Below are 22,989 nucleotides of genomic sequence, written 5' to 3'. Positions count from 1 at the left end.
GCCGCGTACCCCGAACTAGGGCTCGATGGGCAGCAACATGTTGGTGATGCGGGCGGTGGCCACCCGCTTGCCCATTTCGTCGCTGATCACAATTTCATGGGTGGTGCTGCGCCGCCCCAGATGCAGCGGGGTGCACACGGCGCTCACCAGGCCGGTGCGCCCGGCGCGATGATGGGTGATATTCAAATCCACGCCGACCGGGTTGGCTTTGCCCGCACCGTGCAGGGCGGCGGCGAAGGAACCCAGGGTTTCTGCCAGGGCCGCCGACGCGCCGCCGTGCAGGATCCCCATCACCTGGGTGTTGCCTTCCACCGGCATCGTGGCGCAGAGCCGATCGACCGCGAATTCGGTGAAGTTGATCTCCAGTTTCTCCACGAGGGTGCCGACCCCGTGACTGCGCAGAAACGCCCACATCGACTCGGGCACCCCGTGGGCCGCGAGTTGATCGGCAAACGGGTGTGCTGAAGATTGCGTGGGTTGGGAAGTGAATTTCTCGCTCATGCCAACTAGGCTTTCAGGTGTGAGCGAAACTACCAAACCGACGCCCGAATCGGACAAGAGCCTGCTGATCATCGACGGACACTCCATGGCATTCCGCGCGTTCTACGCGCTGCCTGCGGAGAACTTCGCCACGAGCACCGGTCAGCACACCAATGCAGTGCATGGCTTCGTCTCGATGCTGCTAACGATGATCCGCCAGCAGAAGCCGACCCACGTCGCCGTGGCATTCGACCTGGATACCCCGACGTTCCGCAAGCAGGAGTACAGCGAGTACAAGGGCGGACGCAACAAGACCCCTGAAGAGTTCTACGGGCAGATCGAGCTGATCCAGCAAGTGATGCACGCGATGAACATCCCAAGCATCAGCCTTGACCCGTTCGAGGCCGACGACATCCTGGCCACCTTGGCAACCGCGGGCGAGGAGGCCGGTTTTCGGGTGCTGGTGGTCTCCGGAGACCGCGACGCGTTCCAGCTGATCACCGAGAAAACCCTGGTGCTGTACCCGAAAAAGGGGATCAGCGACATCCCGCCGATGGATGCCGATGCGGTTGAAGCCAAATACTTTGTGCGCCCCGAACGCTACTCGGACTTGGCCGCCCTGGTGGGTGAATCGGCCGATAACCTGCCCGGCGTTCCCGGGGTCGGCCCGAAGACCGCCGCCAAGTGGATCAATCAGTACGGCGATCTGGCCGGCATCCTTGAGCACCTCGACGAGATCAAGGGCAAGGTCGGCGAATCGCTGCGCGAACATGTGGACAACGTGACCCGCAACCGCCGGCTGAACCAGCTGCGGCATGACCTTGAGCTTCCGGTGACCCTCGAAGAGATGGAACTGGTCGCGCCGAATCGCGAAGAGATCGAGAACCTGTTCGATGCGCTGGAGTTCAACACCCTGCGCAAGCGGCTTTTCGACCTGTTCGCGGCCCAGGAGGAACAGGCGGCCCCGCAGGTCGCCGAATTCGCGCGGGTGATCACCGACAACGCGGACTCGTTGAAGGCCTTCCTGGCCGCCGGCGACGGGGCGCCGATCGCGATCCAGCTAGGTGTTGCGAACGGCGAGGCCGTGGGATTGGGCCTGTTCCGCGGCACCGAGGCGGCGTGGGTTGAGCTTGACGCGGTGGATGACGCGACAGCCACGGTGCTGGCTGAATTCCTGGGTGACGCGCAGGCTCCGAAGATCTTCCATGATGCCAAAACCGCCATGCACCTGCTGGCCGATCGCTCGCTGAGTGTTGCCGGGATCGCCGATGACACCCTGATCAGCGCCTACCTGATCCAGCCTGACCGGCGCAGCCACGAGCTGGTCGACGTGGTGCAGTACCACCTGAAGTATGCGGTCCCGGTGTACCAGGCCAAAAAGGGCGAGCTGGATCTGGGCCTGGCCGGGGACCTGGCCGAGCCGACCCTGGCGCAGGCCCAGGCGATTTTCGACCTTTCGGGCTACCTTGACACCAAACTGGTGGAAAAACACGCGGATCAGCTGGCTCGGGAGATGGAGCTTCCACTGATTCCGGTGCTGTTCGCCATGGAACGCGCGGGGATATCGGTGAACCGTGAGCGCCTGGACGAACTGCGCGCGCACTTCACCACCCAGGTCGATCAGGCTACCAATGAGGCTTTCGCCGCGATCGGCCACGAGGTGAACCTCTCCAGCCCCAAGCAGCTGCAGGTGGTGTTGTTCGAGGAGCTGGACCTGCCGCGGACCAAAAAAATCAAAACCGGGTACACCACCGACGCCGAATCGCTCCAGGACCTGCTTGTCAAAACCGGCCACCCGTTCCTCGTCGCGCTGATGGCCTATCGCGATGCGATCAAGCTGCGCCAGACCGTGGACGGGCTGCTGAAGGCGGTCCACTCCGATGGGCGCATCCATACCACCTACGCGCAGACCGTGGCCGCCACCGGCCGGTTGTCCAGCCTGAACCCGAACCTGCAGAACATCCCGGTGCGTTCGGAGGAGGGGAGGCGCATCCGCGACGTGTTCACCGTCGGCGAGGGTTTCGAGACCCTGCTCACCGTGGACTATTCGCAGATTGAAATGCGCATCATGGCTCACCTCTCCGGCGACGAAGGGCTGATCGAGGCCTATCGCGAAGGGGAGGACCTGCACCGCTACGTTGGTTCGCGGGTCTTCAACGTCGAGCCAGCGGAAGTCACCAGCGAAATGCGTTCGAAGGTGAAGGCCATGAGCTACGGCCTGGCGTACGGGTTGAGCAGCTTCGGGCTCTCCAAGCAGCTGAAGATCGGCGTCGACGAGGCCCGCAAACTGATGAAGGACTATTTCGATCGTTTCGGCGCGGTGCGGACCTACCTGCGCTCGGTGGTGGAGCAGGCGCGGAAGGACGGGTACACCGAAACCATTTTCGGGCGCCGCCGCTACCTGCCGGAGCTGAACAGCTCGGATCGCCGTTTGCGGGATATCGCCGAACGCGCCGCCCTGAACGCCCCGATCCAGGGGTCGGCCGCCGACCTGGTGAAGGTCGCGATGCTGAAGATCGCCGACGAATTGCGTGCCGGCGGATACACCTCGCGCATGCTGTTGCAGGTCCACGATGAACTGGTGCTGGAGATCGCACCGGGGGAGCTGGAGGCGGTCAGCGAACTGGTCACCCGGGAAATGGGGCACGCCGCGGACCTGCTGGTTCCGTTGGATGTGCAGCCGGGAACCGGCGCGACCTGGCACGAAGCAGCGCACTAGGTACCTGTCCGCACCGCGGTATTGCCCCGAGGCAGTTCGGGGCGGCACCGCGGTGCGGCAGCACACTGACACCCTCGCAACAGATGAAAGGCCTTAGCGAATGAGCACCTCAACACCGGATGGCATCACCCTGGAACTTATCACTCCTGAACTGATTGATGGCCAGCCCTCAGAAAGCTGGAGGCTGCTGGATCGTGCCATCAGCCGGGGATTCCATGGGCCCAGCGCGAATGCCGAGGACCGGAAAATCCTCACCGAACTGGAAATCCAGGACGGTTCGCGGTCCATCGCCGCGTTCGATCGCACCGCGCAGGCCCCGGACCTGCACGCCTGTGAGCCGGTGGGCACCTATTCGTACTTCCCCGGCACCCTGAATGTTGGCGGCGCCGAATTGGTGCCGGTGCATCAGGTGACCTCGGTGACGGTCAGCCCGACGCACCGGCGTCGCGGGATCCTGCGCTCGATGATCACCGAACACCTGGCCGGCGCCGCGGCGCAGGGTATCGCCGTGGCCGTGCTGACCGCCTCGGAGGCAACGATCTACGGCCGATTCGGTTTCGGGGTGGCCGCCGAACGCGCCCGCTTCGAGCTGAAGGCCGGGCAGGGAGCGCAGTTCCGTGTGCCGATGACCGGATCGGTGCGCGCGGCCGACCCCGCCGAGATCGCCTCGCAGGTGGAAGAGCTGTATCTGGCGCACCACCGCGCCACGCTCGGCTCGGTGAGCCATAAGGCATTCGACCTCGGTCGAGCGACCGCCCGCTGGGAAGATTTCGAGAATCTTAAACCCTCGACCAAGCTCCGCGCGGCGTTGCACTACAACGCATCGGGTGAGCTGGACGGATTCATCACCTACACCTTTGACGGGTGGGGCCAGTCGCCGGCCACGATGTCCATTTCAACCCTGTGCACCGTGAATGCGCAGGCACGTCGCGAATTGATCGCCTACCTGTGCGACCATGACCTGGTGGAGCGTGTCACCGGCCGCGCTCCGGTCGACGATGCGCTGCCCCTGGCCTTGCGCAACTCGCGTGACTACAGCGTCACCGCTTATGGCGATCACCTGTGGGCGCGCTTGCTGAACCTGCCGTCGGCGTTGGAAGCTCGCAGCTATCCGCACGATGCCCGGGTGGTGCTGCAGGTTGAAGACGACATGGGTTTTGTGGACGGAACCTGGCTGCTTGAGGCGCGTGACGGGCGCATCGTGGTGCAACGTACCGAGTCGGGCGCGGCCGAAGCCCGGATCCTGGCGCGCGATCTGGCCACGCTCTACCTGGGGACCCGCAGCGCGAACCACCTGGCGGCGGCAGGCCTGCTCACCGAACACCACCAGGGTGCAGCGGATCGATTGGATCTGCTCTTCTCCGGGTTGCAGACGCCCTATTGCCAGGTTGATTTTTAGCCCGCCCGTGCCAGCTGATTGCAGACCGGGAGTTGGCTGAGGGCTGGCGCGCAACCCGGTAATGTAGCGAACCTCACAAAGCGGCTTCGCTGATGTTGGTGGTATCCGCTTTGCCCAGGCTTGGTGCAGAGCGTAGACTTTAACAGCGTGCCGTGGCTATGCCATGTCCGCGATTCGTTTTACCCGCTCGAAATTCCGGGACTTCCGGGGTTTCGACTGATCAAATCTATCCACATCGGAGTCCCTACTACATGACCATCACCTCGAACGAGAACAACAGCGCACCAGTCGTCGCAATCAACGACATTGGATCTGCTGAGGACTTCTTGGCCGCAGTCGATGCCACCATCAAGTACTTCAACGATGGTGACCTCGTCGAAGGCACCGTCGTCAAGGTTGACCACGACGAAGTTCTGCTCGACATCGGTTACAAGACCGAAGGTGTCATCCCTTCCCGCGAGCTTTCCATCAAGCACGACGTTGACCCAGGTGACGTTGTCACCGTTGGCGACAACGTCGAGGCCTTGGTTCTGACCAAGGAAGACAAGGAAGGCCGCCTGATCCTGTCCAAGAAGCGTGCGCAGTACGAGCGCGCTTGGGGCGACATCGAAAAGATCAAGGAAGAAGACGGCGTCGTTACCGGTACCGTCATCGAGGTTGTCAAGGGTGGCCTCATCCTGGACATCGGCCTGCGCGGCTTCCTGCCTGCGTCGCTGGTCGAGATGCGCCGTGTGCGCGACCTGGCTCCATACATCGGCCAGGAAATCGAAGCCAAGATCATCGAGCTGGACAAGAACCGCAACAACGTTGTGCTTTCCCGCCGTGCATGGCTCGAGCAGACCCAGTCCGAGGTCCGCTCGACCTTCCTCAACAAGCTGGAAAAGGGCCAGGTTCGTCCGGGCGTTGTTTCCTCCATCGTCAACTTCGGTGCATTCGTGGACTTGGGCGGCGTCGACGGCCTGGTACACGTTTCCGAGCTGTCCTGGAAGCACATCGACCACCCATCCGAGGTTGTCGAGGTTGGCCAGGAAGTCACCGTCGAGGTTCTGGAAGTCGATCTGGACCGCGAGCGTGTCTCCCTGTCGCTGAAGGCTACCCAGGAAGATCCATGGCAGACCTTCGCCCGCACCCACGCACTGGGTCAGGTTGTACCGGGCAAGGTTACCAAGCTGGTTCCATTCGGTGCGTTCGTTCGCGTCGAAGACGGCATCGAAGGCCTGGTTCACATCTCCGAGCTGGCAGTTCGCCACGTTGAGCTGGCCGAGCAGGTTGTCTCCGTGGGCGACGAGCTGTTCGTCAAGGTCATCGACATCGACCTGGAGCGCCGCCGCATCTCGCTGTCGCTCAAGCAGGCTAACGAAGGTGTTGACCCAGAGGGCACCGAGTTCGACCCAGCACTCTACGGCATGGCTGCAGAGTACGACGAGGCCGGCAACTACAAGTACCCAGAGGGCTTCGACCCAGAGTCCAACGAGTGGCTCGAAGGCTTCGAGACCCAGCGCGCTGCATGGGAAGCACAGTACGCTGCTGCCCAGGAGCGTTGGGAAGCACACAAGAAGCAGGTTGTTGCAGCCCTTGCCGCCGATGCAGAGGCAGAGCCTGCCGCTGCCGGCGAGGCCGCACCAGCATCGTACTCCTCGGAGGCACCAGCCACCGATGCAGGTACCCTGGCTTCCGACGAAGCACTGGCTGCTCTGCGCGAGAAGCTGACCGGCAACTAATTTGAGGCTCCCGCCTTGGCGGGGTAATCATTTGGTTTGTTTGCGCCACAAGGCCCAACCCATTGCGGGTTGGGCCTTGTGCCATTTAAGCGGTGTCCTGCATCGAAATCTCCTCCAGCGCCGCGGCCGCCTCATCCATAGTGCTGATGGGTTTGCCCTGCAGATCGCTCGCGCGATGGACTGCTCAGATTAGTTCCGTTCGGTAGTCTAAGTGCAACGGGCGCAGCAAAGCGCTTGGTACGGCCGCGCTGCCGGACGTTCACGGAGCACTGGAGAAGACATGGTGAATCAGCTCGCAACGAGTTCCTTGGCCGTGCGCAAGGACGTTCCCCTCCGGTCGCTGAGCGAGGACGAATGGGCCCGGGTTCCGCGCAGCATTCCGGATGCGTGGATATCGGCAGGGACCTGGATCCCGTTGGCGGCGTTGCTTTTCTACCTCATCTGCTTCGCGCCCCAGCCGATAGTGTTTGGAAGCTGGGCGCCGATCGTGTTGTCGTACTCATTTTTTATCGGGTTGCTGGTCCTGCTTGTTGGAGCCCGGCGGCATGCACCGTGGATCGGATTGGCCGCTTCGGCGTGGTTTTTGAGTTTGCTGGAACCCACAGGGCTGGAGCGCACCGTGTTGTATTGCGCGATCGGATATTTTGCGGTGCTCGCGGCCAGCGTTGCGATCGGGCAGATCCGATTCGCTTCGCTTCTGGGCGCCTGGCGCCGCGGGGAGCAGGGACACCTGCCGGTTGAGCTAAGCGCGTTGAAGCCGCTGAAATATTCGACGCAGCTACCGACCTGGGTGTGGAGTTTTACCGGTGCGCTGGTGGCATGGCCCCTGGTCAAAACCGCTTGGAAGTTTTTTACCGACGCCGACATGGATTTCGCCGCGGTGGACCCGGCGCTGTACTACGAATTGGGGGTAGGTTTTGCGGTGCTGGCACTGATCCAGCTCATCGCGGTGCTGCGCTGGATCGAATCCCGCAGCATGCCGCCGCTGGCTCTGGAGATTCCGGTGCTCCCGGGTCTCGGGCCGTTGGGATTTACGGGTGTTGGCGCTGGGCTGCCGGTGGCAGAGGGACAAAGCTCGGGATGCGGCTGCGCGGAGGCGGAGGCCAATACGGAAGTTGCCGACTTCAAGCATCCGGGCTGGATGCTCACCGACCAGCACTGCGCGGTGCATGGAATCCGGGCCGTCAACGAGTTGGCACCCGATCAATTCCTGGCGATCGCCCGCCAGCCCTGGGTTTACGGGAAGGACGCAAGCCGCGCGCCACATGCCGGGCATCAGCGGATGGTCATCGTGGGGCTGCACGGCTGGGGCGCAACACCTCGCCGGGTGAACACCAGCGTGCTGTCCGGCGGGGGAATGCAGGCCCCGACGCACCTGTTGCCTGGGACGGCGCGTGAACCAGTCAAGCGGGCGGACCGAAAACTGAAGTGGGTCGACCCCCGGGGCAAACACTGATCCCGGAGGCCGAGCAGGCACCTGGTCGGGACATCGACCGGATCAGCCTCGCGCCGCTGGGAAGCCGGTCCACGGCGGTGCGAGTGGCCGGAGAACGGGTGCGGATCGAGAACTGCCTTCAGGCCGATGGGGTGCAACACCTCGGTACGCAACACTGAGACGCACCGATAATTCCGCAACCTCAGTGCGTCGAGCGCAAGGCGCCGAGCGCATGGGGTTGGACTGCGCAGCTTAGGCTGCGCGGTGCTGGTTCACGGTGTTGCGCACCGGGGATTGCGAGGGATCCATGAAACGCGGCAGGATCACCTTGGGCACACCATCGTCGGCGATGACCTTGATCAGTCCGGCGTGCACATCGTGATGGTGCTTTTCGCACAGCATGGCACCCCAATAGACCGAGGTGACACCACCTTCGGACCAGAGCCAAATGTGGTGGATGTTGCAGGATTCGGGATCCTGGGTGCAGCCGGGAACTATGCAGCCGCGATCGCGCACGGTGATCGCCAGGCGCATGGGATCGGTGTGGAAACGTGTCGCGCGGCCCATGTCCAGGACCTGGCTTTTGCCGCCGAGCACCAGCGGGATGATTTTCGCCCGCGCCAGGGTCACCCGCAATTGCGCGGCGGACAGCTCATGACCGTGCAGGGTGATGCCGTGGGTTGCGGCCCGTTCTTCCAGTTCGTCCAGCGTCAGGGTGACGATCACCTGGGGTGCGACGGTGGCGAGGTGCAAGCCCTTCCCGGTTTGGGCATCCTGTTGAGCCTGCGCTTGGGTGTTGGGTTCCAGCAGGGTGCGCAGGCGCTGCGAATTGATACGCAGAAAATCCAGCAGTGCATTCAGCCGGCGCAACGCGACGGAAGGTTCGGGCGCGGGATCCGGTGCGGTGTTGGCCGCGGCTTCCTCATCGGTCACAAAATCCGGGTGCTCGGGAACGGGGGCCTCGGATTCCTGCCGGCCAAAGGTGCCGAACACAACGTTCGTCTTGGCTTCACGGGCTGTCTGGCCGGCCTGGGTGCGCGGATTGTCCGCCTGGGCGATAATCGAGTCGAAGATCTCCGTGCCCAGGGGATCGAGCAGCAATTCGATCAGGGTCAGCCCGTGCCGCGTGCCTCGGCGAAACAGCCCGGCCTGCGCGGCGGGATCTTCTTCGGCTTGTTGGGTTCGCGCCTGCTTAAAGATCTTGTTGACCCGCCGCTGCCGCGAGGTCGGTTGGGTGTCCTCCAGCGCGTCGTCGATCAGCTCTTCGAGCGGAGTCCCGAACTGGTCTTGCGCCGAAGCGGTGCGCGGCGGCTGAAATTCTCCGGGTGCTTCCTCAAACTTTTCAAGCCGCCTGGCCGCCGAGAGCACCTCGCCGGGCCGATTCCCCGGCGCGGCGAAACGTGCGGCCAAGAGCGGGAACTGGGGCGGGTACTGCGGGTGCTGGTCATCGAACTGGGCGATCACATGATGGGCGTCGGCGATGCGGCGCTTAGCCTCAAAATAATCCAGGTTCAACCAGGCCGCCGTGAGCTCCTCGGGCGAATCGAAACTCGGGCGCCCCTCACAGAGCTGGGGCGCAAGTGCCAGGTCGGGTTCGGTCTCCCGAAGGGCGTCGAGCTCCATCACCGACAGGCCGTGGGCGGCGCTGGCTTCGATCAGGTGCGCCGCGTGGATCTGCGCGCGCACCGACTCGTTGGCGACGTCTTCCACCGCGCTGGCCAGGGCCAACGCGTACCGAGGATCAACGGGGGAGCCATCTAAGGACGCGGCGGTTTGAAGCTGGCGCAACAGTTGCGCCATGAGCGCGGCGCAGGCCAGGGACTCGCCAGGGGAAAACTCCGCCGGGTCCTTCAGGCTGTGTGCCAGGGCGCTGAGGGCCTGGGTGCGTGATGCGCTCATGGGACCAGTCTGCCCCCGCGCGGCGCCGTGCAACGAGGCGGCGCAAAAATGTGGATAACTATTTTGTTTAGCCGGTGCTGCGTCGGGTGGAACGGGTGAGCGTGAACGTTCGATTGCGGGCCAGCTGCTCGGTGGGGCCGATGCGGCGCGCCAGCTCGCTGCGATATTTCAGGTGGGAGTTGAACACGCAGATCAGTTCGCCGCCCTCGGTGAGCACCCGCGCGGCCTCGTCGATCAGCTTCATCGCGATCTGCGCGGTGACGGTATTGCCGATGTGGAATGGCGGGTTCAGGGTGATCAGGCTGGCGCTGGCGCTTGGCATCCGCGAAAGCCCGTCGTCTTGCACCGCGCGCAGCCGGTTGGACAGCTTGTTCGCGTCGGCCGCGGCAAGGGTCGAGGCGACGGCGGAAGCCGAGTGGTCGGAAGCGTTGACGCGCAACTGCGGGTGGGTGAGCGCCGCATAGATGCCGATCGACCCGTTGCCGCAGGCCAGATCGATCAGCTCGGTGTGGGCCGCAAGCGACGGGAGGTGCTCCAGGAGCAGGGCGGTTCCCGGGTCAAGCCGTGCGTTGCCGAAGGTCGCCGCGCCGGCGATCAGGATGAAGCTGGTGCCATTGACCTGGTGGGTTGCACGCACCGGGAAATCCACGGCGGGCCGGTCGGGGCGCACCCCGGTGGCGGTGAGCACCCGGGATTTCTGCCGGGCCAGTGAGACATCCAGGGTGCCAAAGTGCTCGGCCAGCACCTGGTTCATCGAATGGTTCATGTGTTTGATGCGCCCGCCGGCCAGTACCCGAACCGCCGGATCCGCCACCGCGGCGATCGCCGCGGCCTGTTCGGCAAGCACGTCCAAACCGCGCGGCAGGTTCATTAGCACCAGCCGCGCATCGCGGGCGACCTCATCCAGCGCAAGAAACCGCACCCGGTCGGCCCAGTGCCCGGCCAGGGTCGCGAGGTTGTTCTCGATCGCGCGCCGGGCGGTCAGCGCATCGGTGTGGACGTGGATCCGTTGGGCTCCCAGGGCCAGGGCGCCCAGGGACAGCGCCCCGTACCGGTCGCCGATCACGGTGATCGTTTCCGGCCACGGTTCGCCGCCCTGGTTCAGCAACTCGGAGCCGGTTTGAAGCAGCAGCCGATCCGCGGCGTCGACGGCGAACAGGTTCTCCGCCTGCACGTCGGGGAAGCGGCTTAGCCCGGCGAAGATCTCCTGCAGCGGATCGGGTGCGGCGGCGTGTGGTGAGCTGGTCATGAAAGGTCCACCCATCTGGTGTCAACGGGGCTTAGCCGGCCGGCGCCGGAGGTCATCGCGGCGGTGAAACCGGCCAACTGCTCGGCGTGGATTGCGGTGTCGTCGATCCCGACCTGCAGCACCGCGTGCTCCGCCTCCCAACGGCTTGGTTCCAGCTGATAGCCGGCGGCGCGCAGCTCGTTCTCCCAGCGGGCGGCCAGGGCATGCGGGGCGGGCAGGGCTAAAATCCGCAACCGTTGCCGGCGCAACAGGATGGAATGATCCAACGCCTGGGATACCGAATCCGAGTAGGCGCGGACCAGTCCGCCCGCACCGAGTTTGATACCGCCAAAGTACCGGACGCACACGGCCAGCACGTCGGAGAGCTCGGTGCCCTGGCCGGTGTCCCGTTTGGCCAAGGCCTCGAGCATCGGGATGCCTGCGGTCCCGGAGGGCTCGCCGTCGTCATTCGAGCGCTGGATCATCCGGTCCGGACCCAGGATGAAGGCGCTGCAGTGGTGGCGGGCGTCGAAATGGGTTTTGCGCAGAGCCGCGATGTGATCGCGGGCTTGGGCTTCGGTGGCGACCCGAAAGAGGTAGGTGATGAAGCGGGAGCGTTTGATTTCGACCTCGTGAACGCTGTCGCGGTTCACGGTGCTGTAGGCGGTGGCGCGAGAATCGGTGGAGTCCATTGTTTCCAGTTTATCCTGCGAGCTGTCCCATCCGCTGCCCGGCGGTGGGGCCGTGGTACGGCTAGCCGGTATTAATCCGATGTTTGCATATCGCAACCGTTTTTCAGCTTGATTTACCGATGGGTTTAACCATTGACGCGGTGCTGTGCGAGTGGGAAAATATTGCCCACATGGGGCATCTGCAGGGGCTGGGTTCACGTTGCTGGGGGAGTTGCCAATGGGTGCATCGTACGAAATGGAACTGCTGGATCGTTGGCGTCTACTCGCAGATCGCCAGCTGATTAAACTGCGTTTACGCGAACAGCGGGTGCTGAGCCTGCTGGCGGTGCAGGGGCCGGTCTCGCGACGCAGGATGGCTGGGATGCTGTGGCCCGATTCGACCGAGGCACGGGCAGCCGACAGCCTTCGAGTGAGCCTGTGCCATATCCATCAACAGTGCGCGGGGGTTATTCGGTGCGATGACGGGTGGGTAGAGATCGATCCTGCGGTCGGCATCGACCTGCATAGGCTGCGCCACAGGCTGCAACAGGTGCTGTTAGCTCCCAGCGCACAGTCAACTCCGGAAGATTTTTTCCTGCGCATCCGGCAATTGCTGCCTGATTGGGATGAGCCGTGGCTTTTTGAAGAGCAGGAGGCACTGCGCCAGTTGCAGTTGCGCGCCCTGGAAGCCAGATCGTTGCAGCTGCTGAACCTGGGATTGCAGGAACAGGCGTGGCAGCTGGCGCAAAACGCACTGCGCCTGGATCCGATGCGGGAATCGGCCGCCAGCCTCAGCGCGCGCGCCGAATCCGGGCAGGGAAACAATGCCTCGGCCACCGCCGGGTTGTTGCAGTTCATCAGCCGCCTCAAGAGCGAACTGGGGGTGGAACCGAGTCCCGAACTGCTGCACACCCTCACCCAGCTGCGCGGCGCCTAGCCGCCGGCCGATGCAATTGACTGCCCGGCTTGGTGCGCCATGGACCCTCTGGTGGGCGGCGCGTATTAGGCTGGTGGCATGATGCATGTGGGCCTGACCGGTGGGGTGGCATCCGGTAAATCAGTGGTGGCGGCAAAGTTGGCGCAGCTCGGCGCGGTGGTGATCGACGCCGACGCGCTGGCCCGGGTGGTGGTTGAACCCGGAACCCCGGGACTTGCCGCGATCCGCAATAGCTTCGGCGAACAGATGCTCGCCGAGGACGGGACGCTGAACCGTGCGGCGCTGGGCGCCCTGGTGTTCGCCGACGATGCGGCGCGCGAAAAACTCAATTCGATCCTTCACCCGCTGATTCGGGCCGAGGCGCAACGCCTGCGCGAAGCGGCAGACCCGAATGCGCTGGTGGTGGAGGATGTGCCGCTGCTGGCGGAGACCGGCACACCTGAGGCGTTCGACGTGGTCATCGTGGTCCAGGCCCCGCGAGAAGAGCGTGTGCGCCGGATGGTTGAGGACCGCGGTTGGAGTGTTCAGCAGGCCGAGGCGCGCATGGCGGCGCAGGCAAGCGATGAGCAGCGCGCGCAGATCGCCGACTATCTGCTGATGAACGACGGCAGCCGGAATGAACTGCTGGCCAAGGTGGAAAACCTGTACCGGCAGGAACTGAACCCCGCAGGAATGAAATAGCCGATGGCCAAGATCGCAAAGTGGTTGATGCTCAGTAGTTTTGCCGTGGCCCTGGTGCTGTGGCTAGGTTTCGGCGGACGCAGCGAATTTGTCGCCTCCGCCGGACCGTATTCGGCGGTGGTGCAGGTCAGCGGGTGGCTGGCGCTGCTGGGATTGGTGTCGGCAACCTGGCTGACCATCAGCTTTTTTGGCGCTCTCATCCGCCGCACCGTGGCACGTAACGCAGTGCGATATGGGATGAAACGAGGACGCTAGGACAACTCACCGCGCCACCCGCGGGCGGCTTTTCACCGTCCGCGGGTGGCGCGCGAGTAGCTGAGAGACGGAGTCTTCGGCCAGGTCAGTTACCGGGATCGGGCAAGCTTTCCGGAGCCATGGGTTCGGGTGCCAGCTGCGGTCCACCGGTTGCCAACTCTGCCAGCGCCATTGGCGCGGGTGCCGAAGCGCCGCCCTGATCGGCGGCGGCCACCAGCTGCTCCAACGGCATCGGCGCCGGAGCGGCATGGTTGGACTGGGACTGTTCGGATCCCGCAACCGTGATGTTAAACGTGTAGTCCTTACTCATTTGGGTATTCACCAATTCTCTGCGGACGGTTTAGAGGTAAACCTGGGTGATGTTTTTCGCTGCGTCCAACACGATATAAACCTGTTTTCCCGTAGCCTTGGCCACGGAGAGCACCACATGGACGTTGCTCACCCCGTCGGCCGCCCCGGTGAGCACCTTGTGCCAGGCGTTGTCCGAGGCTAGATGGGCCCAGGCGTTCTGCGAATGGTTGGAGGTGAAGATTTGATTGATGGTGGTCCACATGTTTTTTCCTTCTTTCGTGTGGTTCGTTCACGGATTCACAGGTAGCACTGCGTGATGTTGGATGCGTCGGCGACGACGGTAACCTTCAGCCCCTTGGCTTGCGCCAGGGCGAGCACGGTGAGCATGTTGGTGATCCCGTCCGGTGCACCCGTGGTGATTTTCCGCCATCCAAGGGTTCCCACGTGGGCCCACGCGTTCTGCGTGTGGATCGTCGCGAAGACCTGATTCACCGCGATGTTGTAGTGGGTCGCGGGCCCGGTGTTGCGGGTGGTCACGGTCATCGAATGCGCGACCGCCGAGATGGTCTCGATGTCCAGGCCCGAGCCGGTCGCGTCCCACCAATTGCTGTTCGGCGCCGAGGCGGGGCCAAAAGTTGAACCGGAACCGCCATACAGGTCGGTGGCGTCGCCATAGTTGACCCGCCGCTCCAGGTCGAAACGGTTGTCGGCCTGCTCCAGGGACAGCTCGTAGTGTTTGGCCGCGGTCATCTCCTGATTGCTGTTATTACCCGTGGTGTCAACGTGCCAGATCGCGACCCCCGAATCCGGGAGGGACGTATCGCGCCCGATCTGTTCGCGGTTCTCCACGATAAAATATTCCGATGCGCTGCGCGGATGCAGCAGGAACTCGTTGCGACCGGCCGCGATGGTGTAGCTCTGCCCCGAGGCCATGGTCGTGGCCTGCGAAGACCACCCGGCGGCATGTTTCAGGTAGGCATCGACCTGGGTCGGATTTTTGTCGTTGCCGCCGTAGCACATCAGCGAGTAGTGCCCGACGCCCAGCCCAACCCCGACGCTGTCGTAGTCGTACAGGTCCGGGAAATCGCACACCATGTGTCCGTTCTCATGGCAGAACGTGCGCAGCGTGAGTTGGTTTCCCAGGTCGGTGATCTGGTAGTCGGAAAAGCGCCGTGTCGAGCTGAGCACAAAAGGCGAGGCCAATGCCCAGCTGTGCGGCCAGAGTCCCTCGCTCCATGCGTTGGAACGCACCCCGGCATAAAAGACGCTTAACGCCTTGACGTAGCCACCGGAATCCGCGGTCAGCCCCGAGAAGTCAAAACCGGAGGCCACCAGGGAGTTCAGGGCCTCGCGAATCAGCTCCTGGGCCCGGGTTCCGTAGCTGATGGCCGGGTCCGTGTAGTAGGTTCGCGGGTGCGCGGCGCGGTAGTAGGCCGTTACCGTGTTTTTGTAGCTGAGCTTTCCGTCGGAGACATCGCGGAAATAGTCGAAGGCAGAACCGTTGTTGCCAAAACCGGTGTAACCAACCTTGTTGCAGAAATCGTCAACCTCCTGTCGGTTGATGGTGGCCGGGAAATCACTGAAGTCAATGAGCAACACCAGTCCCCGGAAATTTCCGGTGGTCGGATTCGACGGCGGCGCGGCATCCGGGGACAAACCCTGGGCCGCCGGCTGATTCTGCGCGGCCTGACGTCGTTGCATCCATCGTGGTGTCGGGCCCATCGCCTCCTTGGCCTGGCGGGACTGCAGTGCGTTTGATTCATGTGTGATGCGCAGGTGCTGGGGCAGATTCAGGGTTTGTGGATCTGTCGAATCTACCCGCTGGCCGGTGGACTGCAACGAGGCGCCGTCGTCGGCGAGGGCCGCGTACTCGTAGTAGCCGTCGGCGGCCTTCACCACGGTGTAACCGTCGAGGCTTTCGAAAACCGCATGGAATTGGTTGCCCCAGCCTTTGAGCGTCAGCTCGGAACCGTCGGGATTCTCGAATGTGAAGATTTCGCCTTGAAATGGGACTGGCATGAAAGTGCCTTCCTCCCTGGAGAACATGGATAACCACGGACCTCACCGGCGTGACAGTCCGGCCTCGCGGGGTGAAGATCCTTTAATAAGCACCGCGGGAGTAACCCGCAACAAGCGGCCACCCTTGAAGTGCGCAACGTTGTGTTGGATCAACACAGCTCCTTTGTTTCTGCGTGATGTCCAACAGCGTCTCGCGATCAGTTACCCTGGTTGCGACTGCGCTCCTGCCTACTATGACTGCGTACCGATTACCCGTGCATTACCCCGGCGTTACCGACGCGCCGCAACCGTCGATAACTATGTTCTCCTTTGCTGTGTTGTGTGCACAGTGAGTGGATCAGCGGGCTCCACGGATTCTGTGGCCCGGTTCTGGGGCGGACTTCACGGCTAGCGAAGCCGGGGTAATGCTGTCGGGGTGAGGGCGTAGGCTAGAGGCATGAGTCTTGCACAGCCCATCAAACGTGTTGTCGCCCCTTTCGAAGTCATCAGCGAGTACGAGCCGGCCGGCGATCAGCCGCAGGCCATCAAGGAGCTGACCGAACGCATCACCGCGGGCGAGAAGGACATCGTGCTGCTTGGTGCGACCGGTACCGGTAAGTCGGCGACCACCGCGTGGCTGGTTGAACAGGTGCAGCGCCCCACCCTGGTGCTGGTGCAGAACAAAACGCTCGCCGCCCAGCTGGCCAACGAATTCCGCGAGCTGATGCCGAACAACGCGGTTGAGTACTTTGTGTCGTACTACGACTACTACCAGCCCGAAGCCTATGTGCCGCAGACCGATACCTTCATTGAGAAGGATTCCTCGATCAATGAGGAGGTTGAGCGGTTGCGCCACTCGGCGACGAACTCGCTGCTCACCCGTCGGGACACGATCGTGGTCGCGACGGTCTCCTGCATCTACGGTTTGGGTACCCCGGAGGAATACGTCGCCGGGATGGTGACTGTGCGCCGGGGTGAAGAGCTGAACCGCGACGCGATGCTGCGCCAATTTGTTGCCATGCAATACACCCGCAACGACATGGACTTCCACCGGGGCACCTTCCGTGTGCGCGGGGACACCGTGGAGATCATCCCGATGTATGAAGAACAGGCGGTGCGGATCGAATTTTTCGGTGACGAGGTGGAGGCCATCTACACCCTGCACCCGGTTACCGGAGAGGTGATCCGTGAGGAAACCGAGATGTACATTTTCCCCGCCAGCCACTATGTGGCCGGTGCGGAACGGATGGGCAAGGCCATCAAAACCATTGAGGACGAGCTGGCGGCCCGCTTGAAGGAACTTGAATCGCAGAACAAACTGGTCGAGGCCCAGCGGCTGCGCATGCGCACCACCTACGACCTGGAAATGATGGAGCAGATGGGCTTCTGCAACGGCATCGAGAACTACTCCCGGCACATCGACGGCCGCGAGGCGGGGAGCGCCCCGCACTGCCTGTTGGACTACTTCCCGGATGACTTCCTGCTGGTGATTGACGAGTCGCACGTTACGGTCCCGCAGATTGGCGCCATGTACGAGGGGGATATGTCCCGCAAGCGCACCCTGGTGGAGCACGGCTTCCGCCTGCCCTCGGCGATGGATAACCGTCCGCTGAAGTGGGACGAGTTCTTGGAGCGCATCGGGCAGACCGTGTACCTCTCCGCGACCCCGGGCAAGTACGAGCTGGGCAAGTCCGACGGATATGTGGAACAGATCATCCGCCCGACCGGGTTGATCGACCCGGAGATCATCGTCAAACCCACCAAGGGGCAGATCGACGACCTGCTTGACGAGATTCGCACCCGGGTGCAGCGCGACGAGCGTGTGCTGGTGACCACCTTGACCAAACGAATGGCCGAGGACCTCACCGACTACCTCACCGAGCATCAGGTGCGGGTGCAGTACCTGCACTCTGATGTGGACACGATCCGCCGTGTGGAACTGTTGCGCGAGCTGCGTATGGGCTCCTTCGACGTGCTGGTGGGCATCAACTTGCTGCGTGAGGGTTTGGACCTACCCGAGGTGTCGTTGGTGACGATCCTTGATGCGGATAAACAAGGTTTCCTGCGCTCGGCAACCTCGCTGATCCAGACCATCGGCCGTGCCGCGCGTAACGTGTCGGGTCAGGTGATCATGTATGCGGACAAGATCACCGACGCGATGAGCCAGGCAATTGAAGAGACTAACCGCCGGCGTGAGATCCAGCGCGCACACAACGAAAAACACGGGATCGATCCGACCCCGTTGCGCAAGAAGATCGCCGATATTACCGATCAGCTGGCTCGCGAGGACGCCGACACCCAAGAGCTGTTGAACAACAACCGGCTGGCCAAGGGCGGTAAACGCACCGCTGCCTCGGCGACGGTCCGCAAGGATGGCTTGGCCGCTGCGCCAGCCGAAGACCTGCTGGGCCAGATTGAGGAAATGACCGCGCAGATGCACGCGGCTGCCGCTGAACTGCAGTTCGAGCTGGCCGCCCGGATCCGTGATGAAGTATCGGAGCTGAAAAAGGAATTACGCCAGATGAAGGCCGCCGGGCACGCCTAGGCGAATCGTGGCGATCCTGTATTGGCGGTTCTCAGACGCGGTGGGTGCGGGCGGCCAGCGTAAAGGTGAGGCCGCGCGAGCGCCTAAAATTCACGAGTTGCGGGGTATGGGGCTGTGCCTGTGAGTTAGCTGTGGTCTACAATGGATGATTGTACGTAGGGGAGTATCCCAAATGCTGTGAACGTCAGCACGCGAATCAATGGCGATTCGCCGGGCACAGCAGCCGAATTTCGCACCATCTGAAGGTGGTGAGGCCGGCGGAGAGACTTGCGGCCATTAGCCATACCCTGCAACGAAAGGTCGCTCTTCTGTGGGCAATTCCGGGTTAACACTTCAATTTGAGATCATCGCACTGATCGTTTTGTGCGCGGTGCTCGTCGCCGATCTGCTGTATGTCACCAAACGCCCCCACATTCCTTCGATGAAGGAAGCCGGGATTTTTGTCGGTATCTACATCACCCTGGCCCTGATCTTCGGCGCAATTATTTGGACGCAGGCAGGACCACAGCTCGGCCAAGAATTTTATGCGGGCTGGATCACCGAATACGCGTTGTCCGTCGACAACCTCTTTGTTTTCATTATCATCATGGCCCGCTTCTCGGTACCGCGTAAGTACCAGCAGGAAGTGCTGATGTTCGGCATCATCATCGCGCTGATTCTTCGCGCGATCTTCATCGTGCTCGGTGCGGCAGTCATCGAACACTTCTCGTGGGTCTTCTACATCTTCGGTGCATTCTTGCTGTGGACCGCTTGGAACCAGCTCAAGGAAGAAGGCGACGAGGACGAGGAAAGCGGCCTGGTCAAGAAACTGACCAGCAAGCTGCCGATTTCCGAGAACTTCGACGGCAACAAGCTGCGCACCATGGTCGACGGCAAAAAGCTGTTCACCCCGATGGTGCTGGTATTCATTACCATCGGCATGACCGACCTGCTGTTCGCGTTCGACTCGATCCCGGCGATCTTCGGGCTGACCCAGTCCGCGTTTATCGTCTTCACCGCGAACATTTTCGCGCTGATGGGTTTGCGCCAGCTGTACTTCCTGCTTGGTGGCCTGATGAACCGTCTGGTCTTCCTGAAGCACGCACTGAGCTTCATCCTGGCGTTCATCGGTGTCAAGCTGGTATTCCACGCGCTGCACGAGAACCAGCTCCCGTTCATCAACGGTGGCGAGGCGCTGCACCAGTTCCCATGGCTGGACATCTCAACCGGTGTCTCGCTGCTGGTCATCCTGGGGGCGATCGTGGTGGCGACGGTCTTGTCGCTCTGGACGCCCATGGGGCGCCGAGCCGCTGAAAAAGCGGAGGAAGCCGAGGCCATTGCACAGGCCGCCAAGGCTGTGGCTGAAGCCAACGACAAGTAACCGATCGTGTGAAATGCCCGCCGGCCGCAACCCATTCAGGGAACGACCGGCGGGCTTTTTGCTGTCGAAATCCAACCACCAACGCAGTCTGCTAGGGTACACATCATGAGCACCACACCGTCCTCAACCGTCGAAGCTGCCTCGTCAATTGCGACGATCTCCGGCACCCTCTCCCGCCTGCTGGGCCACGCGGCCGGGCAGGGCCGTTCGGTGACCGCCTGGCGCGTATTGTCCGTCCTGGATCGGGATGGGGCTCAACGTGTGGGGGACCTTGCCATTGCGCAGCGAGTCGCCCAGCCGACCATGACCGGGCTGGTCATCAGGCTGGAGCACGACCAGCTGGTTTCGCGCCGCGCGGACCCCAACGACAGGCGCGCCAGCCTGGTTGAACTCACCGACTCGGGCAAAGCCGAGGTGGACGCCTATCGGCTGCGTGCCATCTCGGCCTTAACCAGCGGAATCCAGGCGCTGCCCGAAACGGAGCAGCAGATCCTGGCCTCTGCCGCACCGTTGCTGCAAAAAGTCTGCGACGAACTCGCTACCCAGCTGGATAAATAGGTCCTGCTGCCAGTTCCGCTCAGGACCCCGAAGCACCCGTATCGCCCAGGGCCGCCGCCTCCGGGTCCTGGGAATTGGTCATGGCCAGCAGCCGGCGGAAAATCGCCGGCCCCTCGTCGCCCAGCCCGTCATGGTGGAAATCCTCGGTGACCCAGGCCTGCAGGTTCGCGACCTGCGACGCGGTGCGCAGCGACAACTCGCGGTCCACGTACACGTCATCGTGGTACACCGCGGCTGCCACGGGCACGGTGTTTGCCGCCAGGACCTCCAGGTTGTAGAGCGCCGGGAAGTGTTCGTGCTCGGCCAAGATCCGGGCGACGTCTTCCAACGGACGCAATGCTGGATCCTCCGCGAAATGCCAGCGGAAAATCATCTCACCGGTTAATAACGGGGTAGCGGTGTGCTCGGTGAACTCGGCAAATTCGGGAAGCACCGCTTCGGCCGCGAAATTTGTGGCCGATCCCTGGGCATAAATACTCTCGTGCATCAGTGCATACAGCGGATTCGAGGCGAAGGACGACTGCGTGTACAGCGCGTCGAGGAAGGTATCCGACAGGCGCGGACCGCCGGGTGTCGTAATAAATGCTTCCTCGAAAATGTGGTGCAGCAAATGGACCCGGCTGTTTCCGCCCAGATACATCCCCAGCATTTGGACCAGCGGCACCGTGACACGCTGGCCGTTGGGCAGCACCTCGTCGCCCGAGCGGCGCACATGAGCATAGATCTTGCCCAGGGTCTCGAAGTCCTGGGGATACCAGGAGAAGTATTCGGCGTTGCGTTCTGCCATCCGCTGGTAGGTCGCCCGGTAAACGTCGTGGGCTTCAGCGTCCAACGAAGCCAGCCCCCCGGTGACCAGGCATCGATCCAATGATGCCGGGAAGAGCGAGAGGTAGGTCAGGGTGCAGAACCCGCCGTAGCTTTGACCCAGGGTGCTCCAGGTGCTGATACCCAGGTGTTTGCGCAGCTCCTCCGCGTCGCGAACGATCGAGTCTGCGCGGAAATGCTCCAGGTAACGTGCTTGGGCGGCCGAGTCTCCACGCAGGGCGAGCGACTGGCGGTTGGCCGGGGTGGATAGGCCGGTACCGCGCTGGTCCAAAAGCAGCACGCGGAAGTGCTTAACCGCTTCGGCGAGCCAACCGGACAGCGATCCGGGACGCGGAGATTTCCCGCCGGGCCCACCTTGCAGGTACAGCAACCACGGAAGGGAGGAGTCGGTGCTGACCTCGCGGGCGAACACACTGATCTGTTCGCCGGCCGGCCGGGAATAATCCAGCGGGACATCCAGCCGGTGTTCGGTCACGTCCATGCCGCGGTAGTGGCTCATGGGGTTGCTCCTTGGGTGCCTAGCGTTTGAAGTGCCTGACCGTCGAGGCGGCGGGTGGTCCACCCGTCCATCGACGATGAACCGATGGAATCGTAGAACTTGATGGCAGGTTCATTCCAGTCAAGCACGGCCCATTCCAACCGGCGGTAGCCGCGCTGAACACAAATCTGCGCGAGAGTGCGCAACAATGCGGTTCCGGTGCCCGAACCACGCTGGGTATCTCGCACATAAAGGTCCTCCAGGTGGATGCCGTGGCGCCCTTCCCAGGTGGAATAGGTCAAAAACCAGATTGCCACACCGATCACGGTGCCCGAGCTGTCTTCGGCAACATGGGCGAAAACCTTGGGGTCCGCGCCAAACAAGTGGTTTTCGATCTCTTGCGCGGTGTTGTGCACCGCATCCGGTTCCTTTTCGTAGACTGCAAGTTCTTGGATTAACTCCAGAATCTGCGGGCAGTCCGCAGCTGTTGCTTCGCGCACAATACTCATGTGCTCAAGCTTACCGCCGTCGTGCCGCTAAATCGTCGGTGACCAGTCCTAAGGTTGAATCCATGATGGGTGGACACCACGCCATGAGCGGCGCTGCCGCATGGCTAGCAATTACAACTCCGGTGAGCATTGGCTCCGTGAACCTTGGCTTCGGCGCACTGCAGATGGACCGGTGGGAAACACTCGCTGGAGCGATCGTCTGTGCCGGAGCGGCGCTTTTACCCGATGCGGATCACCATGGGGCGACCATCGCGCGGGCCTTGCCGCCGATCTCCAGCATTTTCACCCGCGCCATTGGCAAGGTGTCCGGCGGGCACCGCAACGGCACCCATTCGATCCTCGGCATGGCATTTTTTATCCTGCTCGCCTGGCTGGCCAACGGCTGGGCGGTGCAGACAGCTGCATTCGGGACGGTGTATCCGGCAGCCGCATTGTTCGCGGTGCTGCTGATTTCCTTCGCGGTGAAGTCGGTAAAATTTATGCCACCGGCCCTGTGCTGGATTATTGCGTTGGCTGCCGGAGCGTTTGTCGGAATGAACACCCCGCAGGAGAACCAATGGTTTTTGCTGGCGGTCGCGGTGGGTGTTGCGGTGCACGTGGTGGGGGATATGCTCACCATCGGCGGTTGCAACCTGATTTGGCCCATCAAGATTCGTTCACCGCGCTGGTTCCGCCGCCTTCCGGTGATTGGCGGGGTATGGAAGGCCAATGGCCGGGTTGCCTTGCCGATCCTTGCCGAAACCGGTTCAACGGCCGAATGGGCCCTTGCCTCCTTGTTAACTGTTTACGTGGGGATCGCACTGATTGTTGTGTGAGCCGCCGAGCAAGTGAGGCATCCGGTAATGGTTGGGTAACGCGCCGGGGCGGACACTGTGGCTACCTGGGTCACAGCCTTCTGCGTGCGGCTTGATCGGGTGTTGGGGGCCTGGAACAAGGGTGATTTTGGCTCGGTGAATGCTGTCGGTGAACCGCTGTCCGGGGCGGGCGATGGTGTGTAACG

The 22,989-nt window shown here is 62.6% G+C and carries 21 protein-coding genes; 12 read left to right on the top strand and 9 right to left on the bottom strand.

Annotated elements, in window-relative coordinates:
- Positions 1-15 precede the first annotated feature (15 nt).
- Positions 16-501 (bottom strand): hotdog fold thioesterase, encoded by a 486-nt coding sequence (locus tag ACIOWL_RS16090; protein WP_400387295.1) that lies wholly within the window; start codon positions 499-501, stop codon positions 16-18.
- A gap of 85 nt (positions 502-586) precedes the next feature.
- Here ACIOWL_RS16090 and polA point away from each other — a divergent pair, with 85 nt between their 5' ends.
- From polA to ACIOWL_RS16065, 5 genes are all read left to right on the top strand, one after another.
- Positions 587-3,199 (top strand): DNA polymerase I, encoded by a 2,613-nt coding sequence (gene polA, locus ACIOWL_RS16085; protein WP_400387489.1) that lies wholly within the window; start codon positions 587-589, stop codon positions 3,197-3,199.
- Between the two features lie 100 nt (positions 3,200-3,299).
- Complete coding sequence (locus tag ACIOWL_RS16080) at positions 3,300-4,598, top strand: GNAT family N-acetyltransferase (protein WP_400387293.1); 1,299 nt, start codon at positions 3,300-3,302, stop codon at positions 4,596-4,598.
- Positions 4,599-4,849: 251 nt separating this feature from the next.
- Positions 4,850-6,319 carry a 30S ribosomal protein S1 gene (gene rpsA / locus ACIOWL_RS16075; protein ID WP_400387290.1) on the top strand — a complete coding sequence of 490 codons (1,470 nt, stop codon included), beginning with the start codon at positions 4,850-4,852 and terminating at the stop codon, positions 6,317-6,319.
- Between the two features lie 280 nt (positions 6,320-6,599).
- Positions 6,600-7,775 carry a hypothetical protein gene (locus tag ACIOWL_RS16070; RefSeq protein ID WP_400387287.1) on the top strand — a complete coding sequence of 392 codons (1,176 nt, stop codon included), beginning with the start codon at positions 6,600-6,602 and terminating at the stop codon, positions 7,773-7,775.
- Complete coding sequence (locus ACIOWL_RS16065; RefSeq protein ID WP_400387285.1) at positions 7,748-7,933, top strand: hypothetical protein; 186 nt, start codon at positions 7,748-7,750, stop codon at positions 7,931-7,933. The genes ACIOWL_RS16070 and ACIOWL_RS16065 overlap by 28 nt, the downstream gene beginning before the upstream one ends.
- Before the next feature lie 73 nt (positions 7,934-8,006).
- Here the strand turns inward: ACIOWL_RS16065 and ACIOWL_RS16060 are convergent, their stop codons facing one another.
- The 3 genes from ACIOWL_RS16060 to ACIOWL_RS16050 all read right to left on the bottom strand — a co-directional run bounded on the left by ACIOWL_RS16060 (position 8,007) and on the right by ACIOWL_RS16050 (position 11,573).
- The gene (locus tag ACIOWL_RS16060) at positions 8,007-9,653 is read right to left on the bottom strand and encodes an HNH endonuclease signature motif containing protein (protein ID WP_400387283.1); all 1,647 of its coding nucleotides are present in this window, start codon (positions 9,651-9,653) and stop codon (positions 8,007-8,009) included.
- 67 nt (positions 9,654-9,720) lie between these two features.
- On the bottom strand, positions 9,721-10,902 hold the full coding sequence (locus ACIOWL_RS16055; protein ID WP_400387280.1) for a class I SAM-dependent methyltransferase: 1,182 nt from the start codon (positions 10,900-10,902) through the stop codon (positions 9,721-9,723).
- A complete protein-coding gene (locus ACIOWL_RS16050; protein WP_400387278.1) occupies positions 10,899-11,573 on the bottom strand; it encodes an IMPACT family protein in 675 nt (224 codons plus the stop codon). Before ACIOWL_RS16050 ends, ACIOWL_RS16055 begins: the two co-directional genes overlap by 4 nt.
- A 217-nt stretch (positions 11,574-11,790) precedes the next feature.
- Between ACIOWL_RS16050 and ACIOWL_RS16045 the strand changes: the two genes are divergently transcribed.
- The 3 genes from ACIOWL_RS16045 to ACIOWL_RS16035 all read left to right on the top strand — a co-directional run bounded on the left by ACIOWL_RS16045 (position 11,791) and on the right by ACIOWL_RS16035 (position 13,425).
- Entirely contained in the window at positions 11,791-12,489 is a 699-nt protein-coding gene (locus ACIOWL_RS16045) for a BTAD domain-containing putative transcriptional regulator (protein ID WP_400387275.1), read from the top strand.
- Positions 12,490-12,567: 78 nt separating this feature from the next.
- Positions 12,568-13,170: a dephospho-CoA kinase gene (gene coaE, locus ACIOWL_RS16040; RefSeq protein WP_400387272.1), complete on the top strand. Its 603-nt coding sequence runs from the start codon at positions 12,568-12,570 to the stop codon at positions 13,168-13,170.
- Positions 13,171-13,173: 3 nt separating this feature from the next.
- Complete coding sequence (locus ACIOWL_RS16035; RefSeq protein ID WP_400387269.1) at positions 13,174-13,425, top strand: hypothetical protein; 252 nt, start codon at positions 13,174-13,176, stop codon at positions 13,423-13,425.
- A gap of 85 nt (positions 13,426-13,510) precedes the next feature.
- On the opposite strand, the gene ACIOWL_RS16030 is transcribed toward ACIOWL_RS16035, so the two are convergent.
- The 3 genes from ACIOWL_RS16030 to ACIOWL_RS16020 are packed head-to-tail and all read right to left on the bottom strand — an operon-like array spanning position 13,511 to position 15,735.
- Positions 13,511-13,735: a hypothetical protein gene (locus tag ACIOWL_RS16030; protein ID WP_400387266.1), complete on the bottom strand. Its 225-nt coding sequence runs from the start codon at positions 13,733-13,735 to the stop codon at positions 13,511-13,513.
- 30 nt (positions 13,736-13,765) lie between these two features.
- Complete coding sequence (locus ACIOWL_RS16025) at positions 13,766-13,978, bottom strand: hypothetical protein (protein ID WP_400387263.1); 213 nt, start codon at positions 13,976-13,978, stop codon at positions 13,766-13,768.
- A gap of 35 nt (positions 13,979-14,013) precedes the next feature.
- A complete protein-coding gene (locus tag ACIOWL_RS16020) occupies positions 14,014-15,735 on the bottom strand; it encodes a M6 family metalloprotease domain-containing protein (protein WP_400387260.1) in 1,722 nt (573 codons plus the stop codon).
- A gap of 436 nt (positions 15,736-16,171) precedes the next feature.
- Between ACIOWL_RS16020 and uvrB the strand changes: the two genes are divergently transcribed.
- The 3 genes from uvrB (at position 16,172) to ACIOWL_RS16005 (ending at position 20,177) form a co-directional block, all read left to right on the top strand.
- The gene (gene uvrB / locus ACIOWL_RS16015; protein ID WP_400387258.1) at positions 16,172-18,259 is read left to right on the top strand and encodes an excinuclease ABC subunit UvrB; all 2,088 of its coding nucleotides are present in this window, start codon (positions 16,172-16,174) and stop codon (positions 18,257-18,259) included.
- Positions 18,260-18,569: 310 nt separating this feature from the next.
- Positions 18,570-19,619 (top strand): TerC/Alx family metal homeostasis membrane protein, encoded by a 1,050-nt coding sequence (locus tag ACIOWL_RS16010; RefSeq protein WP_400387255.1) that lies wholly within the window; start codon positions 18,570-18,572, stop codon positions 19,617-19,619.
- Between the two features lie 105 nt (positions 19,620-19,724).
- A complete protein-coding gene (locus tag ACIOWL_RS16005; protein WP_400387252.1) occupies positions 19,725-20,177 on the top strand; it encodes a MarR family winged helix-turn-helix transcriptional regulator in 453 nt (150 codons plus the stop codon).
- Positions 20,178-20,196: 19 nt separating this feature from the next.
- Here ACIOWL_RS16005 and ACIOWL_RS16000 read toward each other — a convergent pair whose 3' ends face one another.
- Together ACIOWL_RS16000 and ACIOWL_RS15995 are read right to left on the bottom strand one after the other, a co-directional pair.
- On the bottom strand, positions 20,197-21,501 hold the full coding sequence (locus ACIOWL_RS16000) for an alpha/beta fold hydrolase (protein ID WP_400387249.1): 1,305 nt from the start codon (positions 21,499-21,501) through the stop codon (positions 20,197-20,199).
- Positions 21,498-21,989 (bottom strand): GNAT family N-acetyltransferase, encoded by a 492-nt coding sequence (locus tag ACIOWL_RS15995; protein ID WP_400387241.1) that lies wholly within the window; start codon positions 21,987-21,989, stop codon positions 21,498-21,500. Before ACIOWL_RS15995 ends, ACIOWL_RS16000 begins: the two co-directional genes overlap by 4 nt.
- 62 nt (positions 21,990-22,051) lie before the next feature.
- Here ACIOWL_RS15995 and ACIOWL_RS15990 point away from each other — a divergent pair, with 62 nt between their 5' ends.
- On the top strand, positions 22,052-22,804 hold the full coding sequence (locus ACIOWL_RS15990) for a metal-dependent hydrolase (protein ID WP_400387239.1): 753 nt from the start codon (positions 22,052-22,054) through the stop codon (positions 22,802-22,804).
- Positions 22,805-22,989: the final 185 nt, after the last annotated feature.

Origin of the sequence: Glutamicibacter sp. NPDC087344, assembly GCF_044744225.1 — a bacterium.
GTDB lineage: Bacteria > Actinomycetota > Actinomycetes > Actinomycetales > Micrococcaceae > Glutamicibacter.
Note: the sequence above shows the minus strand (reverse complement) of the source record. Positions and strands in the feature narration are given on the sequence as shown.